Consider the following 14,726-nt stretch of genomic DNA (forward strand, 5'->3'; position numbering starts at 1 on the left):
GATTATGAAGAAGAGAAAAATTTATCTTGCTAGTTTTTTTGTTGCTTTATTTTTATTGGTTTTAACGGGATGTAGTCAAAAGTCGCAGGAAATTCCAACAAAAAAGGTTACAGTTTCATTGAGTAATACTAAAACAATTCCTACCTTTTTCTTCCACGGTTGGGGCTCTAGTGTAAATGCCGAAAAGCATATGGCAAATGCGGCTAAAAAGGCCGGTGCGACTAATACCATTGTTCAAGCTGACGTAAGTAAAAATGGTACTGTTAAGTTGAACGGAACTATTCTCAAAAGTGTCAAGAACCCAATTATTGAAGTTAATTTAGAAGACAATCAAAGTGGTAAGACGTCCTATGTGAAAGACGTGATTACTGCCGTTTCAAATAAATATCACTACGCTAAAATCAATTTAGTTGGACATTCGATGGGAAATTTGCAGATTGCTAATTATATTAATGAGAACTACAACAATAAAAAATTACCACAGATTAATAAAGTAGTTTCAATTGCTGGACATTACGATGGCTATTTAGGTGAAGAAGCCGGACAAAAAGCCAAGATCAAGAATAAAGAAACAGGGCAACCAGACATTTACAGTGATGGATTTAAGAAATTGTTGCCTTTGCGTAAACATTATCCAAAGCAGATCGAAGTTTTGAATATTTATGGTAATAAGAAAGATGGCTCGAATTCGGACGGGTCAGTTTCTGTAGCTTCTGCTCAAAGTTATAAATATTTAATTAATGGACGTGCAAAATCATATCGAGAAGTTGAAATAAAAGGAAAGAATGCGCAACACAGTAAATTGCATGAAAATAAAGAGGTTGATCGTCTTCTAATTGACTTTTTATGGAAATAAAAATAAAAAATATTGACAAATAGTCCTTGTAGATACTAATATAATTAAACGATTAGTATCTACAGGGACTATTTTTGCGAGGCAAAGCATGGAACTAAGTGAAACAGAAAAATTAAATTTTGCGATTATTCGTGGTAGTAAGGCTTATGAAGAATGGGATAGACAGCAAGGCATGCCTGCTTATTTAACGATTATCTTGTATGAATTACTATTACGCAAAAGATTGACACAAAAGGACTTAGTTTATCTAAGTGACTTACCTAAACAATCAATTAATAAAGGGATTCATCGTTTATTAGAAAAGGATTATTTGAAATTAACAATTGATCCGGATGACAATCGAGTAAAGTATTGTCAGTTGACTGAATCTGGTAAAAAATATGCCAAGGAAAAAATGACACCCTTATTTGAAATAGAAAATAAAGTAGCTCAAAAGATGGGTGCGCAAAAGATGAAACAATTGGTAGCTCTAAATGAAGAATGGAGTGAAACATTTTGGAAATTTTTAAGAAAGAAGGGAGAAAAATAAATGCAGATTTTGAAGCCGCATTTCAAAAATTATCGTAAAGAAATTATTTTGGCAGTTATCACCATTTTGGTTTCAGCTTTTGCAACCTTATGGCAACCGCGATTGTTAGAAAACATTCAAAAAGCAATTTTAGCTGATAATCATGATACTGTTTTAAGAGATGGGATTGGGTTAGTAGTACTTGGTTTATTAGCGATTATTGCCGGAATTTTTAATGTATATTATGCTGCAAAAATTGCCCAGGGAATAACTTCAGATTTACGAGAAGAAACTTATGCAAAAATTCAGAGCTTTTCATTTGGAAATATTGAGAAGTTTTCTAGTGGTTCTTTAGTAGTACGTTTAATTAACGATATGAACCAAGTTATGAATATGATGATGATCTTGTTCATGCAGCTGCTTAGAATGCCGATAATTTTGATTGGTTCATTTGTATTAAGTATTGTTACTATTCCTCATTATTGGTGGGCTCCAGTATTAATGCTTGCTTTAATGATGGGTGTTGGCTTTATTGTTATTCAAAATATGAACCAGCTGTTTGCCAAGTTTCAAAAATATATGGATAAAATTTCTACTCGTGTAAAGGAAAATTTACAGGGTGTTCGTGTAGTTAAATCTTTTAATCAAGGTGAAAATGAAATCAAGAGATTTAACAAGACTTCTGATAGTTTGAATGAGTTAAACATTAAAATTGGTTATTGGATTTCTACTATTATGCCAGCGTTTATGCTAATTGCTTATTTAGTAATTGCATTAGTAGTCTTTTTAGTAGGCCGCAGTGCTAATTTAAATCCAACTGATGTAGCTGTTGTATCACCATATGTTTCTTATATTTTAACTTTGCTCTTTGCAATTTTAATTGGGGGCTTTGTGATTATGAACTTCACCCGTGGGATGGTTTCTTTGAGAAGAATTAAGGAAGTTCTTGATACTGAGCCGGATGTTCAATTTAATCCCAATGCTTCAGCTGCACCAGAAAAAGGTAGTATTGAATTCGATAATGTTTCTTTTACTTATCCAGATGGGGAAAAGCCAACTCTGAAAAATATTTCCTTTAAAGTAAAGCCAGGAGAGATGGTTGGTATTGTTGGAGCAACTGGATCGGGTAAGAGTACGCTTGCTCAACTTATTCCGCGTCTTTATGATCCAACTGAAGGAATGATCAAAATTGGTGGCAAAGATTTAAAAACTATTGGTGAAAAAGCTCTTCGTAATACAGTTTCAATGGTTTTGCAAAAAGCAATTTTATTCTCTGGTACAATTGCATCTAACTTACGGCAAGGTAAAGAAGATGCAACCGATTATGAATTGAAGCGTGCTTCAGAAATTGCACAAGCGCAAGAATTTGTAGGTCAATATCCAGATGAATTCGATCATGAGGTTGAAGAGCGATCAGCCAATTTCTCCGGCGGTCAAAAGCAACGTTTATCTATTGCTCGCGGTGTAATCGGTCAACCACCTATTTTAATTTTGGATGATTCAACTTCAGCCTTAGATGCTAAATCTGAAAAATTGGTTCAAGAGGCTCTAGAACATGATCTAAAGGATACTACAACAGTAATTATTGCTGAAAAAATTGTGTCAGTAATGAATGCTGATAAAATTTTAGTTTTAGATGATGGAAAACTCGTCGCTGAAGGGACTCATGAAGAGCTATTAAAGACTTCTCCAATTTATCAAGATATTTATCGCACACAAAAAGCTAAAGAAAAGAGAGGCGAGATTGATGAGTAATACTAAAAAAGCCCTGAAATATTTTGCTAAGTATCTGAAGAATTACTGGAAAGGAGTTACGGTAGTTGTAGTCCTTTCCTTGGCTTCGACTTTAAGTCAAGTTTTAGGACCGCTTTTCCTGGGAAATGCTGTTCAAGAATTGACTAAAGCTGTCAGCAAAGTAGCTAGTCGCAGTCATGATTTAAGTAGTTTTTATCAGTCTCTTGGCTCAATGGTCAGCGTTTATGCAGCAGGAATTATTGCTTCGTTCATTGCTTGGATGGTAATGTCTAAATTTACTGCGAACGCTACAAATGACATGAGAGAGAACTTATTTGCCAAGTTTCAGAGGATGCTAATTCGTTATTTCGATACTCATCAAGATGGAAAGTTATTATCTTTGTTTAATTCAGATTTAGATAATATTTTTAACGCCTTAAATAATGCAATTTTTGAAATTATTTCTCAAGGTGCATTATTAATCGGAACAATTATTATGATGTTTATTGTTAATCCAGTGATGGCTTGTTTTACAATAGCTACAACCCCGTTTATTTTGATAATTAGTTTAGTCATTATGAAAAAGGCACGAATTTATTTAGACAAGCAGCAAGATAAAATCAGTGACCTTAACGGATATGTTAATGAACAGATTAATGGTGAAAAAGTTATTATTACTAATGGCTTACAAAAAGAATCTGTTCAAAACTTTAAAAAATATAATAACGATGTTCGTAGCGCTATGTTTAAGGGGCAATTTTATTCTGGAATGCTTTTCCCATTATTACAAGGAATTTCTTTATTGAACTTAGCTATTGTAATTGGTGGAGGTGCATGGCTAATTGTTAGCGGTCAGGTAAGTGGAGCAGTGGGTTTAGGATTAATTGTTGCTTTTGTTGAATATTCGCAAACATATTTCCAGCCTTTAACTCAATTAACTTCTATTTATTCTATGACTCAACTTGCTTTAACCGGTGCAAGAAGATTGGCTACTGTTGAAGAGCAAGATGAAGAAGATACTGTGCCAAATGGCAAAGTTTTACAAGGAATTGAAAAAGGCGTTAAGCTTGAAAATGTGCATTTTGGTTATAACGCTGATAAAGAAATTTTGCATGGTGTTTCAATTGACGTTGATAAGGGGAAATCTGTTGCCGTAGTTGGTCCAACTGGATCAGGGAAAACAACTATTATGAACTTGATTAATCGCTTCTACGATGTTAATAGTGGAAAAATAACCTTTGATGGCGTTGATGTACGTGATATTACGCTTGAATCTTTAAGAAATAATGTAGGTATTGTTTTACAAGATTCAGTACTGTTTACTGGAACAGTTGAAGAGAATATTAAGTATGGTAAGCCAACTGCAAGTCGAGAAGAAGTAATTGCAGCAGCAAAAGAAGCGAATATTCATGACTTTATCATGACGCTTCCTGAGGGTTATGATACTCAAGTTTCGGAAGAAAATTCGGTCTTTTCTACTGGCCAGAAACAATTAATTTCGATTGCTAGAACTATTTTGACTGATCCAGAATTTTTGATTTTAGATGAGGCCACTTCTAATGTTGATACAGTTACTGAGGCTAAAATTCAAAAGGCAATGGATGCTGTTATTGCAGGCAGAACGAGCTTTGTTATTGCTCACCGTTTGAAGACAATTCTAAATTCAGATAAAATAGTAGTATTGAAAGACGGAAATGTCATCGAAGAAGGAAACCACGACGAGCTGATTAAGAAGCGTGGATTTTACTACGGACTATATACTAACCAAATGGCATTTGAATAATTTAGAGGGATCTTTTCCCTCTAATTTTAGTTAGGGGGGGAAAACAAAAAAGTGAAAAGAAAGCTACGAATTTTTTCTTTATTTACTGTTTTATTGAGCGTTTTTCTACTATCAGCATGTCAAAAAAATACGCGGAATGTATATCAAGAAGTCAAAAAAAGCAATGAAATTACCTGGGGCGTTAAAGCTGATACCCGTTTATTCGGTTTAATGAGCATTAAAACTGGAAAGATTGAAGGCTTTGAGGTTGATTTAGCCAATGCATTGACCAAAGAAATTCTGGGAAAAAATGCTAAAGCCAGCTTTGTACAAACTACTGCTAAAACCAAAATTCCGCTGTTAAAGAATGGAAATATTGATGCAGTTTTAGCTGCAATGACAATTACACCAGAGCGTAAAAAACAAATTGATTTTAGTAATCCATACTTTTATGCTGGTCAATCTTTGCTAGTTAAGGAAGATTCATCAATTAGAAATGTTCAAGATTTAAATGGGAAAATAGCATTAGCTGTTAAAGGTACAACAGCTGTCGCTAATGTTAAAAAATTTGCTCCCAAAGCAAAGGTATTAGAATTTGACGATTATGGTCAAGCATTTACTGCACTAAAGGCAGGTCAAGGGCAAGCGATGACAACTGATAATGGTTTACTTGCCGGAATTGCTACTGAAAATAAAGGCTATAAGCTTGTTGGTGGTACATATACAAATGAACCATACGGTATTGCCGTGAATAAGGGACAGAAGCAAATGAAGAATGCAATTAATCGTGCTCTAAATAAATTAAAAAAAGATGGGACGTATAATGCCTTAGTAAAGAAGTGGTTTAGCGGTATTCCAGGCTTTAATATTAAAGAGGCTGAAGGTGAAAAATAAATTTTTTACTTGCCTTTTTTGAAAAAATATTATTAAATGTAATCAACATTTAAATTTAAAAAGCGATGAAAAGAAAAGTAAATAATTTATTTCTTTTAGTGAGTTAACGGTAGTGGAAAAGTTAGCAGACCCTGGATTATTGAAAGACACTTTTACAATGCTGCTGGCTGAAATCTTTAATGAGAGTAAGTTTAGCCGTAAGCGGTACGTTATCTAGCCGCTGGAGCATGTTTGTGCTCTAGTCAAGTTGGTCTTTAAGTAGACAATTTAGGTGGTACCGCGGAAAAAAGCCTTTCGTCCTGAGAAATCTAGGAGCGAGGGGCTTTTTTCTTTACTCCAAATTAAAAAAGGAGTTATGTCTGAGTAAGCAATAGCTAAGCTATATTAAAGTTAATTTTAATAATTTTAGAGTAGAATGGAAAAGTGAGTAAAAAAGAGAGGGGAAGCACAATGGCTGCAATTATTGATTTTAAGCATGTAAATAAGTACTATGGTAAATTCCATGCTTTAAAGGATATAAATTTAAGTATTGAAGAGGGTCAAGTTGTTTCAATTATTGGACCATCTGGTTCTGGTAAGAGTACTTTGATTCGAACAATGAATGGACTAGAGCGAATCAATTCTGGTACTTTAATGGTTACTGGCTATGATCTAGCAGATAAGCATACGGATTTAAACAAAATTCGTAAAAATGTGGGAATGGTTTTCCAGCATTTTAACTTGTATGACAACCATACTGTGCTTGAAAATATAACTTTAGCTCCTAAGATTGTTTTACACCGTCCAGAGAAGGAAAACCACGATATTGCAATGGATCTTTTGAAAAAAGTGGGTCTTGAAGAAAAGGCTAATATGTATCCAAGACAGTTATCTGGTGGGCAAAAGCAACGTGTTGCAATTGCTCGTTCATTAGCAATGAGACCAAAAGCTATTTTATTTGATGAACCAACTAGTGCGCTTGACCCAGAAATGATTCAAGATGTTTTAGATGTTATGAAGTATGTAGCAGATCAAGGAATTACAATGGTTGTTGTAACTCATGAAATGGGCTTTGCTCGTGAAGTTGGAGATAGACTTATTTTCTTTGATCAAGGAAGAATTTTAGAAGATGCTAAGCCAGAAGAGTTCTTTGAACATCCTAAGACTGAACGTGCACGTCAATTTTTAAGTAAGGTTATTACTGAAAAGCTAGGTGGCTAAAATGAAAAAATCAATTAAGATTTTTATTTTACCTTTGGTATTAGGTTTACTGATTACTTTAACTGGATGTGCCAAGAAGCAAAAATCAAGTAATGCTTATGAACAGGTTAAAGCAAGTAAAACCATTACTTGGGGCGTTAAGGCTGATACGCGATTATTTGGTTTAATGAGTATTAAAACTGGAAAAATCGAAGGTTTTGAAGTAGATTTAGCAAAGGCTTTAACTAAACAAATGTTAGGTAAAAATGCAAAAGCTGAATTTGTGCAAACTACGCCTAAGACGAGAATTCCGTTACTTAAAAATGGTAATATTGATGCAATTTTAGCAACAATGACAATTACACCCGATCGTAAAAAACAAGTAACTTTTAGTGAACCATATTTTACTGCAGGTCAATCTTTACTAGTTAAGGATAATTCAACTATTAAAAATGTTAAGGATCTTAATGGTAAAACGGCTCTAGCTGTTAAGGGAACAACAGCAGTTGATAATGTTAAAAAATTTGCACCAAAAGCAAAGGTTTTAGAGTATGACGATTATGGTCAAGCTTTTACGGCCTTAAAAGCAGGACAAGGTCAAGCAATGACTACTGATAATGGCTTGCTTGCCGGAATTGCTAGTGAAAATAAGGGGTATAAGTTGGTTGGTGGTACCTACACCAGTGAACCTTACGGAATTGCTGTAGAAAAGGGACAAACTGGTTTTGCTGATCGCATTAACAAAGCACTAAATGAATTAAAGAAAAACGGAACATATCATCGTTTGTTAGTTAAATGGTTCAATGGTATTCCAGGATTTAACATTAAGGAGGTTGAAAATTCGTGATAGGGATTTTAACAAATCACTGGTCTGAATTCTTATCAGGCTTTTGGAACACAATCTTATGTAGTCTAATTGCCCTGTTCTTTAGTTTAATTCTTGGGGTAGGCTTTGCTTTATTAGAAGTTGCACCGAATAAGTTTGGTAGAGCAGTGGCACATGTCTATATTGAAATTTTCCGTAACATTCCTTTGCTAGTTATTACAATGATTTTTTACCTTGTTGTACCGCAAATTTGGTTTAAGGTATCAGGTTTTGCAGCTGGAACAATTGGATTAACCTTGTATACTTCAGCTTTTATTGCAGAAACTGTTAGGGCAGGAATTAACTCAGTTGGAGATGGACAAATGGAAGGAGCTCGTTCAAATGGGATGACTTATACGCAAGCAATGCGATACGTTATTTTGCCACAGGCTCTAAAGATTGTAATTCCTCCATTGGGCAATCAATTTATTAACTTAATTAAAAACTCATCGGTATTAGCCTTTGTAGCCGGTTTTGACTTGATGTATCAAGCAGATGTCATAGCTTTTTCATCTTTTGAAACTATTAATACCTATGTTGTTGTAGGTTTATTTTACTTAATTTTAACCTTGCCATTAAGTTACTACATGCGTCACTTGGAAAAGAAATTAGCCTAGGGAGGAGAAAAAGATGGAAAACTTTATTCATGCATATTCTTGGATTAACATTCGCTTTCTCTTACAAGGTTTGTGGGTGACTATATATGTATCCTTAATATCAATTGCCTTGAGTTTTATTCTAGGATTAGTATGCGGCTTTATTCGATATGTGAAGATCAAATATCTTTCAACTATTGTTGGTTTTGTAATTGACATTATAAGAAATTTACCGCTATTGCTGATAATCTTCTTTACGTACTTTGGATTGCCAGAGTTAGGAATTGTTACTAATCCAACAGTAGCATCGATTATTGCTTTGGTAGTATTTGAAGGAGCAATGCTTGCTGAAATTGTTAGAAGTGGTATTGCTGCTGTGGATCCGGGACAAATGGAAGGAGCTCGTTCAAATGGGATGACCTATATGCAGGCGATGTATCATGTGATCATTCCGCAAGCTCTTAATAAGATGATCCCGTCCCTTCTGTCACAATTCGTTTCATTAGTTAAAGACACATCACTTGCAACAATTATTGTTTTGCCAGAGTTATTGTTTCATGCACAGATTATTTACAGTCAAAATACGACATATTTGATTCCAATGTATGTAATTATTGCAATTATGTATTTCATTGTTTGTTTCTCGCTTTCAATGATTGCTAAGCATTTGCAAAGTAAGTATTAATTATATGAAAAACCACGTGAGCTGAACTCACGTGGTTTTTTGTTGATTAATTATTTTTTATAAATTGTTTTAGTTCTTTTTGAGAGAAGTATGAACCATAATCTTCAGTTAATTGTTTTAAAATGAAGTCATTGCTAGCATTCAATTTTCTACTGAGCTTAATCATTTTCTTAATAGCGTCAATTCGTTCTTCTTCTTTTCCTGTTTTTTCTCCAACATATCGCATATCATCAAGTTTCATTTGGTAATCCATGAGCTCTTTCCTTCTTTCTGGATTAGTTTTATATTTCTCAACATCGCTTTGTAACTTTTGAATAAAGCTATCATTTGTATTAATTTTACCACGCATTAAATCAAAAAATCCTTGCAGACGGGGCGTGATTTTTCCTTTTGTTCCACTTGCATTAAGCAAAATCAGATTTTGACCAATATTTAATGGATCATGTCTAAATCCCTCAGTGCTCCAAGTAGTATCGTAACGATATTGGTCAAGCCCAAGCGGATCGGTTGGTAGAATTAAAATTAAATACGTAGTAGGCAAGTTGCGATAATTTTCACCTTGCATAAATAGACTTTGATCCATCATTGAAAAATAATACCGCATCCGCTTTCCTAAAAAATCAGGCAGGGTCATTTGTAGTTCAATATCAAAGACTCGGCCTTTGTCATCTGTAGCATAGATGTCGGGGATAATACCATGCATTGCAGGATGAAACTTCAATCTTTTCTGTGTTTCAAAACTAGCAGTTTGAATATGCAATTCAGGCGCAATTGCTTGTAAAAGGTCGCGGCAGTTAGTTCCTTGTTCCATAACCCAGCTAAAGATGGGATCAGCGGTGATATTAGCTTCATCAACCCGTTTTTCTAATTCTTTCCTATCCATAGAAAACTCCTTTAAGTGTATTAGAGAAAGATCTCCAATCTTAATTACGCAAAAGGGAGTTTTATTTTTTGAAAAGAAAAAGAAGATCAATCTGATCTTCTTAAATTAAAGTTTGATTGCTAAAGCTTCATAAGGCTTTAATTGCAAGACTGAAGGCAGAGAAACAAGATTTTTATCGTAATTTTGAATTAAAATCTGACCAACCTTATTTAAATATTCAGCAGGTATTTTAACTTCAGTTTCTTTGCCATAGAAGTTTGCAAATACTAAAAGTTTTTTATTAGAGTCATCTAAATAACGTTCATAGGCCATAACTTGTGGGTGTTCCATTAAAAATGGTTTGATGTGACCTTCAGAGATCAATTTTTCTGATTTTCTGAGTTTAATTAATTTTTGATAGAAATTAAAAATTTCACCATCCTGTAGTTCTTTTTCAACGTTAATTCTATCTTGGTCTGTTGGCATGAGCCAAGGTTTGTGGCCACTAAAACCAGCATATTGAGAATTATCCCAGTGCATTGGAACCCTTGAGTTATCGCGAGCTTTAGACTGAACAATTTCAAAAGCTTCTTTTTCATCAATACCTTTTTTGATTAATGCGTCATAGGCATTCAAAGCTTCGACGTCAACATAATCCTTCATGGAAGTATAGTGAGGATCCATCATACCAATTTCTTCGCCCATATAAATGTAAGGCGTTCCGCGTAGTAGATGAAGAGCAAGAGCTAACATCTCAGCAGATTTATTGTGATATTTTCCAGTATCACCGAATCGATTTAATGCCCAAGGCTGGTCGTGATTATTCCAGAATAGAGCTTGCCAGCCACCACCTTGATCAATCTTACTATTCCAGGTAAGCATAATATCTTTTAATTTCTTAAAGTCAAAAGGCATCTTAGACCATTTTTCACCGTTTTTATAGTCAACTTTGAGGTGATGAAAGGTAAAGACCATTGAAAGCTCATGATCTTCTGGACGAGTATAAGCAATTGAATTTTCAATTGTAGTTGATGACATTTCTCCAACAGTAACTGATTCTCGGTCTTGACCGAAGGATTTGGCATTTAATTCTTTTAAATATTGCTGCACCACTGGTGTATCAGTATAAAGGGATTTTTCTTGCACCGGATCTGTTGAGTTAACTAAGGTAGTATCTTTCCCTGTAACGTTGATTACGTCAAAGCGGAAGCCGTGAACTCCTTTATTACGCCAAAAGTTTACAACATCTATTAAGGCAGCACGAACTTCAGGATTATGCCAGTCAAGATCTGCTTGAGTTGGGTCATAGAGGTGGAGATAGTAGTAATCAGTGTCGCCAAATTTTGACCAAGCTGGACCACCAAATTTTGATTGCCAGTTATTAGGTAGTTGTCCGTCCTTACCTTTTCTAAGATAAAAGAATTTTTGATACTTTTTATCTCCAGCTAGAGCTTTTTTAAACCATTCATGTTCCGTTGAACAGTGATTTAAAACCATGTCGAGCATCACATTAACATTAATTGTTTTTAATTTAGCGACTAGTTCTTCGAAGTCGCTCATTGTTCCGAATCGAGGATCAATTTTTTTATAATCAGCAATGTCATAGCCGTTGTCATTTTGTGGAGAAACAAAAAATGGGTTAAACCAAATGAAGTCTACATTTAGCTTTTTGATATAGTCGATTTTTTCAATGATGCCACGTAAGTCGCTGATACCATCATTATTTGAGTCATAAAAAGATTTGGGGTAAATTTGATAAATTACTTTATTGCCTAAATTATTCATCGCTGAATCCTTTCTAAAATTTAATCTTTTTTCTGCGAGCAAAATCCACAAATTTGAATTTGTCAGGTCGATGATAGGACAGGGTTAATTCGAATTTAGTTGTGTCAGCTAAATAATTTCTACTTGCAACTAGCACTGCAAGTTTATTGTCTAATTGAAGTAAATCTTGAATTCTCTTGTCAACTTTACAAACAGAAATTTCTTTCGTTGCATAGGAAATTTCTAATTTTTCTTTATTTTCTAAATAATTATAAATAGAAGTTTCTGCGGCATCTTTTGGAAGTGAATTAATAGGAGGAGAAAGCAAATAGTCGCAATCTAAGACATCAGCTTGTCCTTCTATTAATCGCAAGCGTTCAAGATGAAAACCAGCACTGTTTTTTTCTTCAGGAAAATATTTGATAAAGCCAGTTGGCAAATGATCTTCTTTTTGTAAAAATAAAACTTTTGTTTCTGCTTTAAGTCCTAATTGATTATTCAATTCTGCAAAACTGCTAATTCCTGAAATGGGAAAAGTGTAGCGATCGAGATTTAAAACTATTGAACCTTTTCCACGAATCTTCTGAATTAAGCCTAGGTCGGTTAAGCTAGTAAGTGCTTTTCGAATTGTTTCTCTTGAAGCACCATATAAGTCCATTAATTGATGTTCACTAGGGAGATATTCGCCAGGTTTATATTGTTGATGCTTAATTTTATCAACTAAATCTTGAGCAATAGCACTAACTTTAGATTGAGCCATAAAAGATCCTCCTTTGTCTTTAATTATATACACTTGTTTAGACAAGTAAAGCAAAACTTTTTCATCTATAAAATACTTAATTTAAAAGAAAAGTAAGCTTTTTCATAAAATAGTATTGACAGCTTGTACAGACAAGTATAATATTTAAATCAAGATATGTGAAAGCGGATACTTCCAAAGAGGAGAATGAAATTATGGTACAAGATACTACTAATTTATTAGCTCCAGCTACTGGAGCGGTTATTGCTTTAGCTAAGACTTCAGATCCTATTTTTTCTCAAGGAACAATGGGAGATGGATTTGGTTTGACCCCAACTATTGGAAAGGTTGTAGCACCTGTTTCAGGAAAAATCAGTATGGTTGCCGATACTAAACATGCTGTCGGAATCGTTACTAACGAAGGGCTAGAAGTACTAGTCCACATGGGCGTTGATACAGTCGGCTTAAAGGGTGCACCATTCACGATTAAGATTGAAAATGGTCAAGAAGTTAAGGCCGGCGATGAAATTGCTGAAATGGATTTAGATGAAATCAAAGCTAAGGGATTAGATACAACAATCATGGTTTTGATTACTAATTCAGCTGACAAGATTTCAGGACTTGATGTAACTGAAGGTGAAGCAAAAGCTGGTGAAGCTGTAGCAACGGCTTACTTAAAGACGGCAGAAGCAGAGGACACTTCAAGCAAAAAATTATCTTATCCAGAGTTAGCTTCTTTTATTATTAAAAATGTCGGCGGTAAGGAGAATGTTAATAATGTAATTCACCGTATTACACGCTTACGTTTTTACTTAAAAGATGAAAGTAAAGCAAATGATGACGTTTTAAAAAATCAACGTGGAATTTTAGACGTGATGCATGCGTCAGGACAATATCAGGTTGTAATTGGTAATGAAGTAACTAATGTCTTTGATGAAGTAGTTAAGCAATTAGGACCTTTAGATAGTGAAGCAGCTCCTGCTCCAGAAGATGACGGTAAAAATCCAGTTTCAAAAGCTTTTGGTAATTTAATTGGATTTATCACTGGTTCAATGAGTCCAATTATCGGTGTAATTGCTGCAGCTGGTATTATTAAAGGTATTTTGGCATTGCTTACTCTGCCACAATTAGGTAGTTTACTTAGTGTCAAGAGTACAGCCTATATCACTACTAGCGCAATTGCTGATTCGGCTTTCTTCTTCTTGCCAGTTCTAGTTGGTTACTGCGCAGCTAAAAGATTGAATTCCGATCCAATCATCGCAGCAGTAATTGGTGGAGTATTAGTTTATCCGCAGTTAGTTGAATGGGGCAAAGCCTTTAAGACAATGTTTGAAGTTGGCGGAATTAAGTTTGAATTTTTGAACTATACTTACTCAATTTTCCCAATGATTTTAGCCGCATGGCTTGCTAAGAAGTGTGAAGATTGGCTTAAGAAATGGCTACCATCGTACTTACAAATGATTTTTATTCCATTAATTACTGTTTTAGTAGTTTCAGCATTGACTTTAATGGTAACCGGCCCAATTATTCAAGGTGTTGCTAATGGTATTGCAGCCTTTATCAACTGGTTAGTTCATGCATCTGGCTGGATTGGTGGATTTATTATTGGTGATTTCTACCAAGTATTGGTTATCTTTGGTTTGCACTGGGGTGTTGTGCCGCTTGTTGCCCAACAAATTGCTGGCACTGGTGAAAGTGCATTGAACGCAATTATTTGTTCATCAATGATTGCTCAAGGTGCTGCCGTATTATCGGTAGCTATTAAGTCTAAGAAAGAAGACTTAAAGGAATTAGGTTTTGCTTCAACTATTTCTGCAATGTGTGGTGTTACTGAACCAGCTGTTTATGGTATTAGTTTAAGATATAAGAAAGTATTTATTTCTGGTTGTATTGGTTCTGCATTTGGTGGTCTTGTTACTGGTTTAATGCACGGAACAATGTATGGCTTTACTGGTGGATTAATTGGATTTTCTTCATTCTTTAATCCTAAGCATCCTACTGATTTATCTAGCTTCTATACATTTTTGATTGCTAGTGCTGTAACAATTGTGGTTTCATTTATCGTAACTTGGGTTTGGGGCTACAATGATAGCATGGTTCAAGGAGCTAAGGTTGCAAAGAAAAAGAGACCTGGTAGTAAGTAAAAGAATTTATTTAAATTAGATAAAAAATAAAACAACGTTGAAAATTTCAGCGTTGTTTTTTGCGTTTAGGAGTTGCAAATATTAAATCATATTAATATAATTAATAATAATTTAATTAAGTCGTGGATTAGGGGGAAA

13 protein-coding genes and 1 other annotated feature are annotated in these 14,726 nt (G+C 34.5%); of the genes, 10 read left to right on the forward strand and 3 right to left on the reverse strand.

Annotated elements, in window-relative coordinates; translation table 11 throughout:
• Positions 1 to 4 precede the first annotated feature (4 nt).
• The 9 genes from F3I00_RS02770 (at position 5) to F3I00_RS02810 (ending at position 9,079) form a co-directional block, all read left to right on the forward strand.
• Positions 5 to 856: an alpha/beta hydrolase gene (locus F3I00_RS02770; RefSeq protein ID WP_020806840.1), complete on the forward strand. Its 852-nt coding sequence runs from the start codon at positions 5 to 7 to the stop codon at positions 854 to 856.
• An 88-nt stretch (positions 857 to 944) separates the two neighbouring features.
• Positions 945 to 1,385, forward strand: a complete 441-nt coding sequence (locus tag F3I00_RS02775) for a MarR family winged helix-turn-helix transcriptional regulator (RefSeq protein WP_003649234.1) — start codon at positions 945 to 947, stop codon at positions 1,383 to 1,385.
• A complete protein-coding gene (locus tag F3I00_RS02780; protein ID WP_020806839.1) occupies positions 1,386 to 3,119 on the forward strand; it encodes an ABC transporter ATP-binding protein in 1,734 nt (577 codons plus the stop codon).
• Positions 3,112 to 4,881 carry an ABC transporter ATP-binding protein gene (locus F3I00_RS02785; protein WP_020806838.1) on the forward strand — a complete coding sequence of 590 codons (1,770 nt, stop codon included), beginning with the start codon at positions 3,112 to 3,114 and terminating at the stop codon, positions 4,879 to 4,881. Before F3I00_RS02780 ends, F3I00_RS02785 begins: the two co-directional genes overlap by 8 nt.
• 51 nt (positions 4,882 to 4,932) lie before the next feature.
• The gene (locus F3I00_RS02790) at positions 4,933 to 5,754 is read left to right on the forward strand and encodes a transporter substrate-binding domain-containing protein (protein WP_020806837.1); all 822 of its coding nucleotides are present in this window, start codon (positions 4,933 to 4,935) and stop codon (positions 5,752 to 5,754) included.
• 56 nt (positions 5,755 to 5,810) lie between these two features.
• Positions 5,811 to 6,059, forward strand: a binding site (T-box leader).
• A 145-nt stretch (positions 6,060 to 6,204) separates the two neighbouring features.
• Positions 6,205 to 6,954: an amino acid ABC transporter ATP-binding protein gene (locus F3I00_RS02795; RefSeq protein WP_003647627.1), complete on the forward strand. Its 750-nt coding sequence runs from the start codon at positions 6,205 to 6,207 to the stop codon at positions 6,952 to 6,954.
• A 1-nt stretch (position 6,955) separates the two neighbouring features.
• Positions 6,956 to 7,780 (forward strand): transporter substrate-binding domain-containing protein, encoded by an 825-nt coding sequence (locus tag F3I00_RS02800; RefSeq protein ID WP_020806836.1) that lies wholly within the window; start codon positions 6,956 to 6,958, stop codon positions 7,778 to 7,780.
• Positions 7,777 to 8,415: an amino acid ABC transporter permease gene (locus F3I00_RS02805; protein WP_003647625.1), complete on the forward strand. Its 639-nt coding sequence runs from the start codon at positions 7,777 to 7,779 to the stop codon at positions 8,413 to 8,415. Before F3I00_RS02800 ends, F3I00_RS02805 begins: the two co-directional genes overlap by 4 nt.
• Positions 8,416 to 8,428: 13 nt before the next feature.
• Positions 8,429 to 9,079 (forward strand): amino acid ABC transporter permease, encoded by a 651-nt coding sequence (locus F3I00_RS02810; RefSeq protein WP_020806835.1) that lies wholly within the window; start codon positions 8,429 to 8,431, stop codon positions 9,077 to 9,079.
• Between the two features lie 46 nt (positions 9,080 to 9,125).
• Here F3I00_RS02810 and F3I00_RS02815 read toward each other — a convergent pair whose 3' ends face one another.
• The 3 genes from F3I00_RS02815 to treR all read right to left on the reverse strand — a co-directional run bounded on the left by F3I00_RS02815 (position 9,126) and on the right by treR (position 12,465).
• Positions 9,126 to 9,962: an Rpn family recombination-promoting nuclease/putative transposase gene (locus F3I00_RS02815; protein ID WP_020806834.1), complete on the reverse strand. Its 837-nt coding sequence runs from the start codon at positions 9,960 to 9,962 to the stop codon at positions 9,126 to 9,128.
• A gap of 105 nt (positions 9,963 to 10,067) precedes the next feature.
• The gene (treC, locus tag F3I00_RS02820) at positions 10,068 to 11,726 is read right to left on the reverse strand and encodes an alpha,alpha-phosphotrehalase (protein ID WP_020806833.1); all 1,659 of its coding nucleotides are present in this window, start codon (positions 11,724 to 11,726) and stop codon (positions 10,068 to 10,070) included.
• Positions 11,727 to 11,739: 13 nt separating this feature from the next.
• Positions 11,740 to 12,465 (reverse strand): trehalose operon repressor, encoded by a 726-nt coding sequence (gene treR / locus F3I00_RS02825; RefSeq protein ID WP_020806832.1) that lies wholly within the window; start codon positions 12,463 to 12,465, stop codon positions 11,740 to 11,742.
• A gap of 194 nt (positions 12,466 to 12,659) precedes the next feature.
• Between treR and F3I00_RS02830 the strand changes: the two genes are divergently transcribed.
• Positions 12,660 to 14,588 (forward strand): PTS glucose transporter subunit IIABC, encoded by a 1,929-nt coding sequence (locus tag F3I00_RS02830; protein WP_159310975.1) that lies wholly within the window; start codon positions 12,660 to 12,662, stop codon positions 14,586 to 14,588.
• Positions 14,589 to 14,726 lie beyond the last annotated feature (138 nt).

It is taken from the genome of Lactobacillus sp. JM1 (assembly GCF_009834385.1).
In the GTDB taxonomy this organism is placed as follows: domain Bacteria; phylum Bacillota; class Bacilli; order Lactobacillales; family Lactobacillaceae; genus Lactobacillus; species Lactobacillus paragasseri.

Bases quoted from the DNA above. Each gene is read 5' to 3' on its own strand.
- F3I00_RS02815 (WP_020806834.1), bottom strand. From the start codon at position 9,962: ATGGATAGGAAAGAATTAGAAAAACGGGTTGATGAAGCTAATATCACC.
- F3I00_RS02830 (WP_159310975.1), top strand. From the start codon at position 12,660: ATGGTACAAGATACTACTAATTTATTAGCTCCAGCTACTGGAGCGGTT.
- F3I00_RS02775 (WP_003649234.1), top strand. From the start codon at position 945: ATGGAACTAAGTGAAACAGAAAAATTAAATTTTGCGATTATTCGTGGT.
- F3I00_RS02795 (WP_003647627.1), top strand. From the start codon at position 6,205: ATGGCTGCAATTATTGATTTTAAGCATGTAAATAAGTACTATGGTAAA.
- treR (WP_020806832.1), bottom strand. From the start codon at position 12,465: ATGGCTCAATCTAAAGTTAGTGCTATTGCTCAAGATTTAGTTGATAAA.
- F3I00_RS02770 (WP_020806840.1), top strand. From the start codon at position 5: ATGAAGAAGAGAAAAATTTATCTTGCTAGTTTTTTTGTTGCTTTATTT.
- treC (WP_020806833.1), bottom strand. From the start codon at position 11,726: ATGAATAATTTAGGCAATAAAGTAATTTATCAAATTTACCCCAAATCT.
- F3I00_RS02800 (WP_020806836.1), top strand. From the start codon at position 6,956: ATGAAAAAATCAATTAAGATTTTTATTTTACCTTTGGTATTAGGTTTA.
- F3I00_RS02810 (WP_020806835.1), top strand. From the start codon at position 8,429: ATGGAAAACTTTATTCATGCATATTCTTGGATTAACATTCGCTTTCTC.
- F3I00_RS02785 (WP_020806838.1), top strand. From the start codon at position 3,112: ATGAGTAATACTAAAAAAGCCCTGAAATATTTTGCTAAGTATCTGAAG.
- F3I00_RS02780 (WP_020806839.1), top strand. From the start codon at position 1,386: ATGCAGATTTTGAAGCCGCATTTCAAAAATTATCGTAAAGAAATTATT.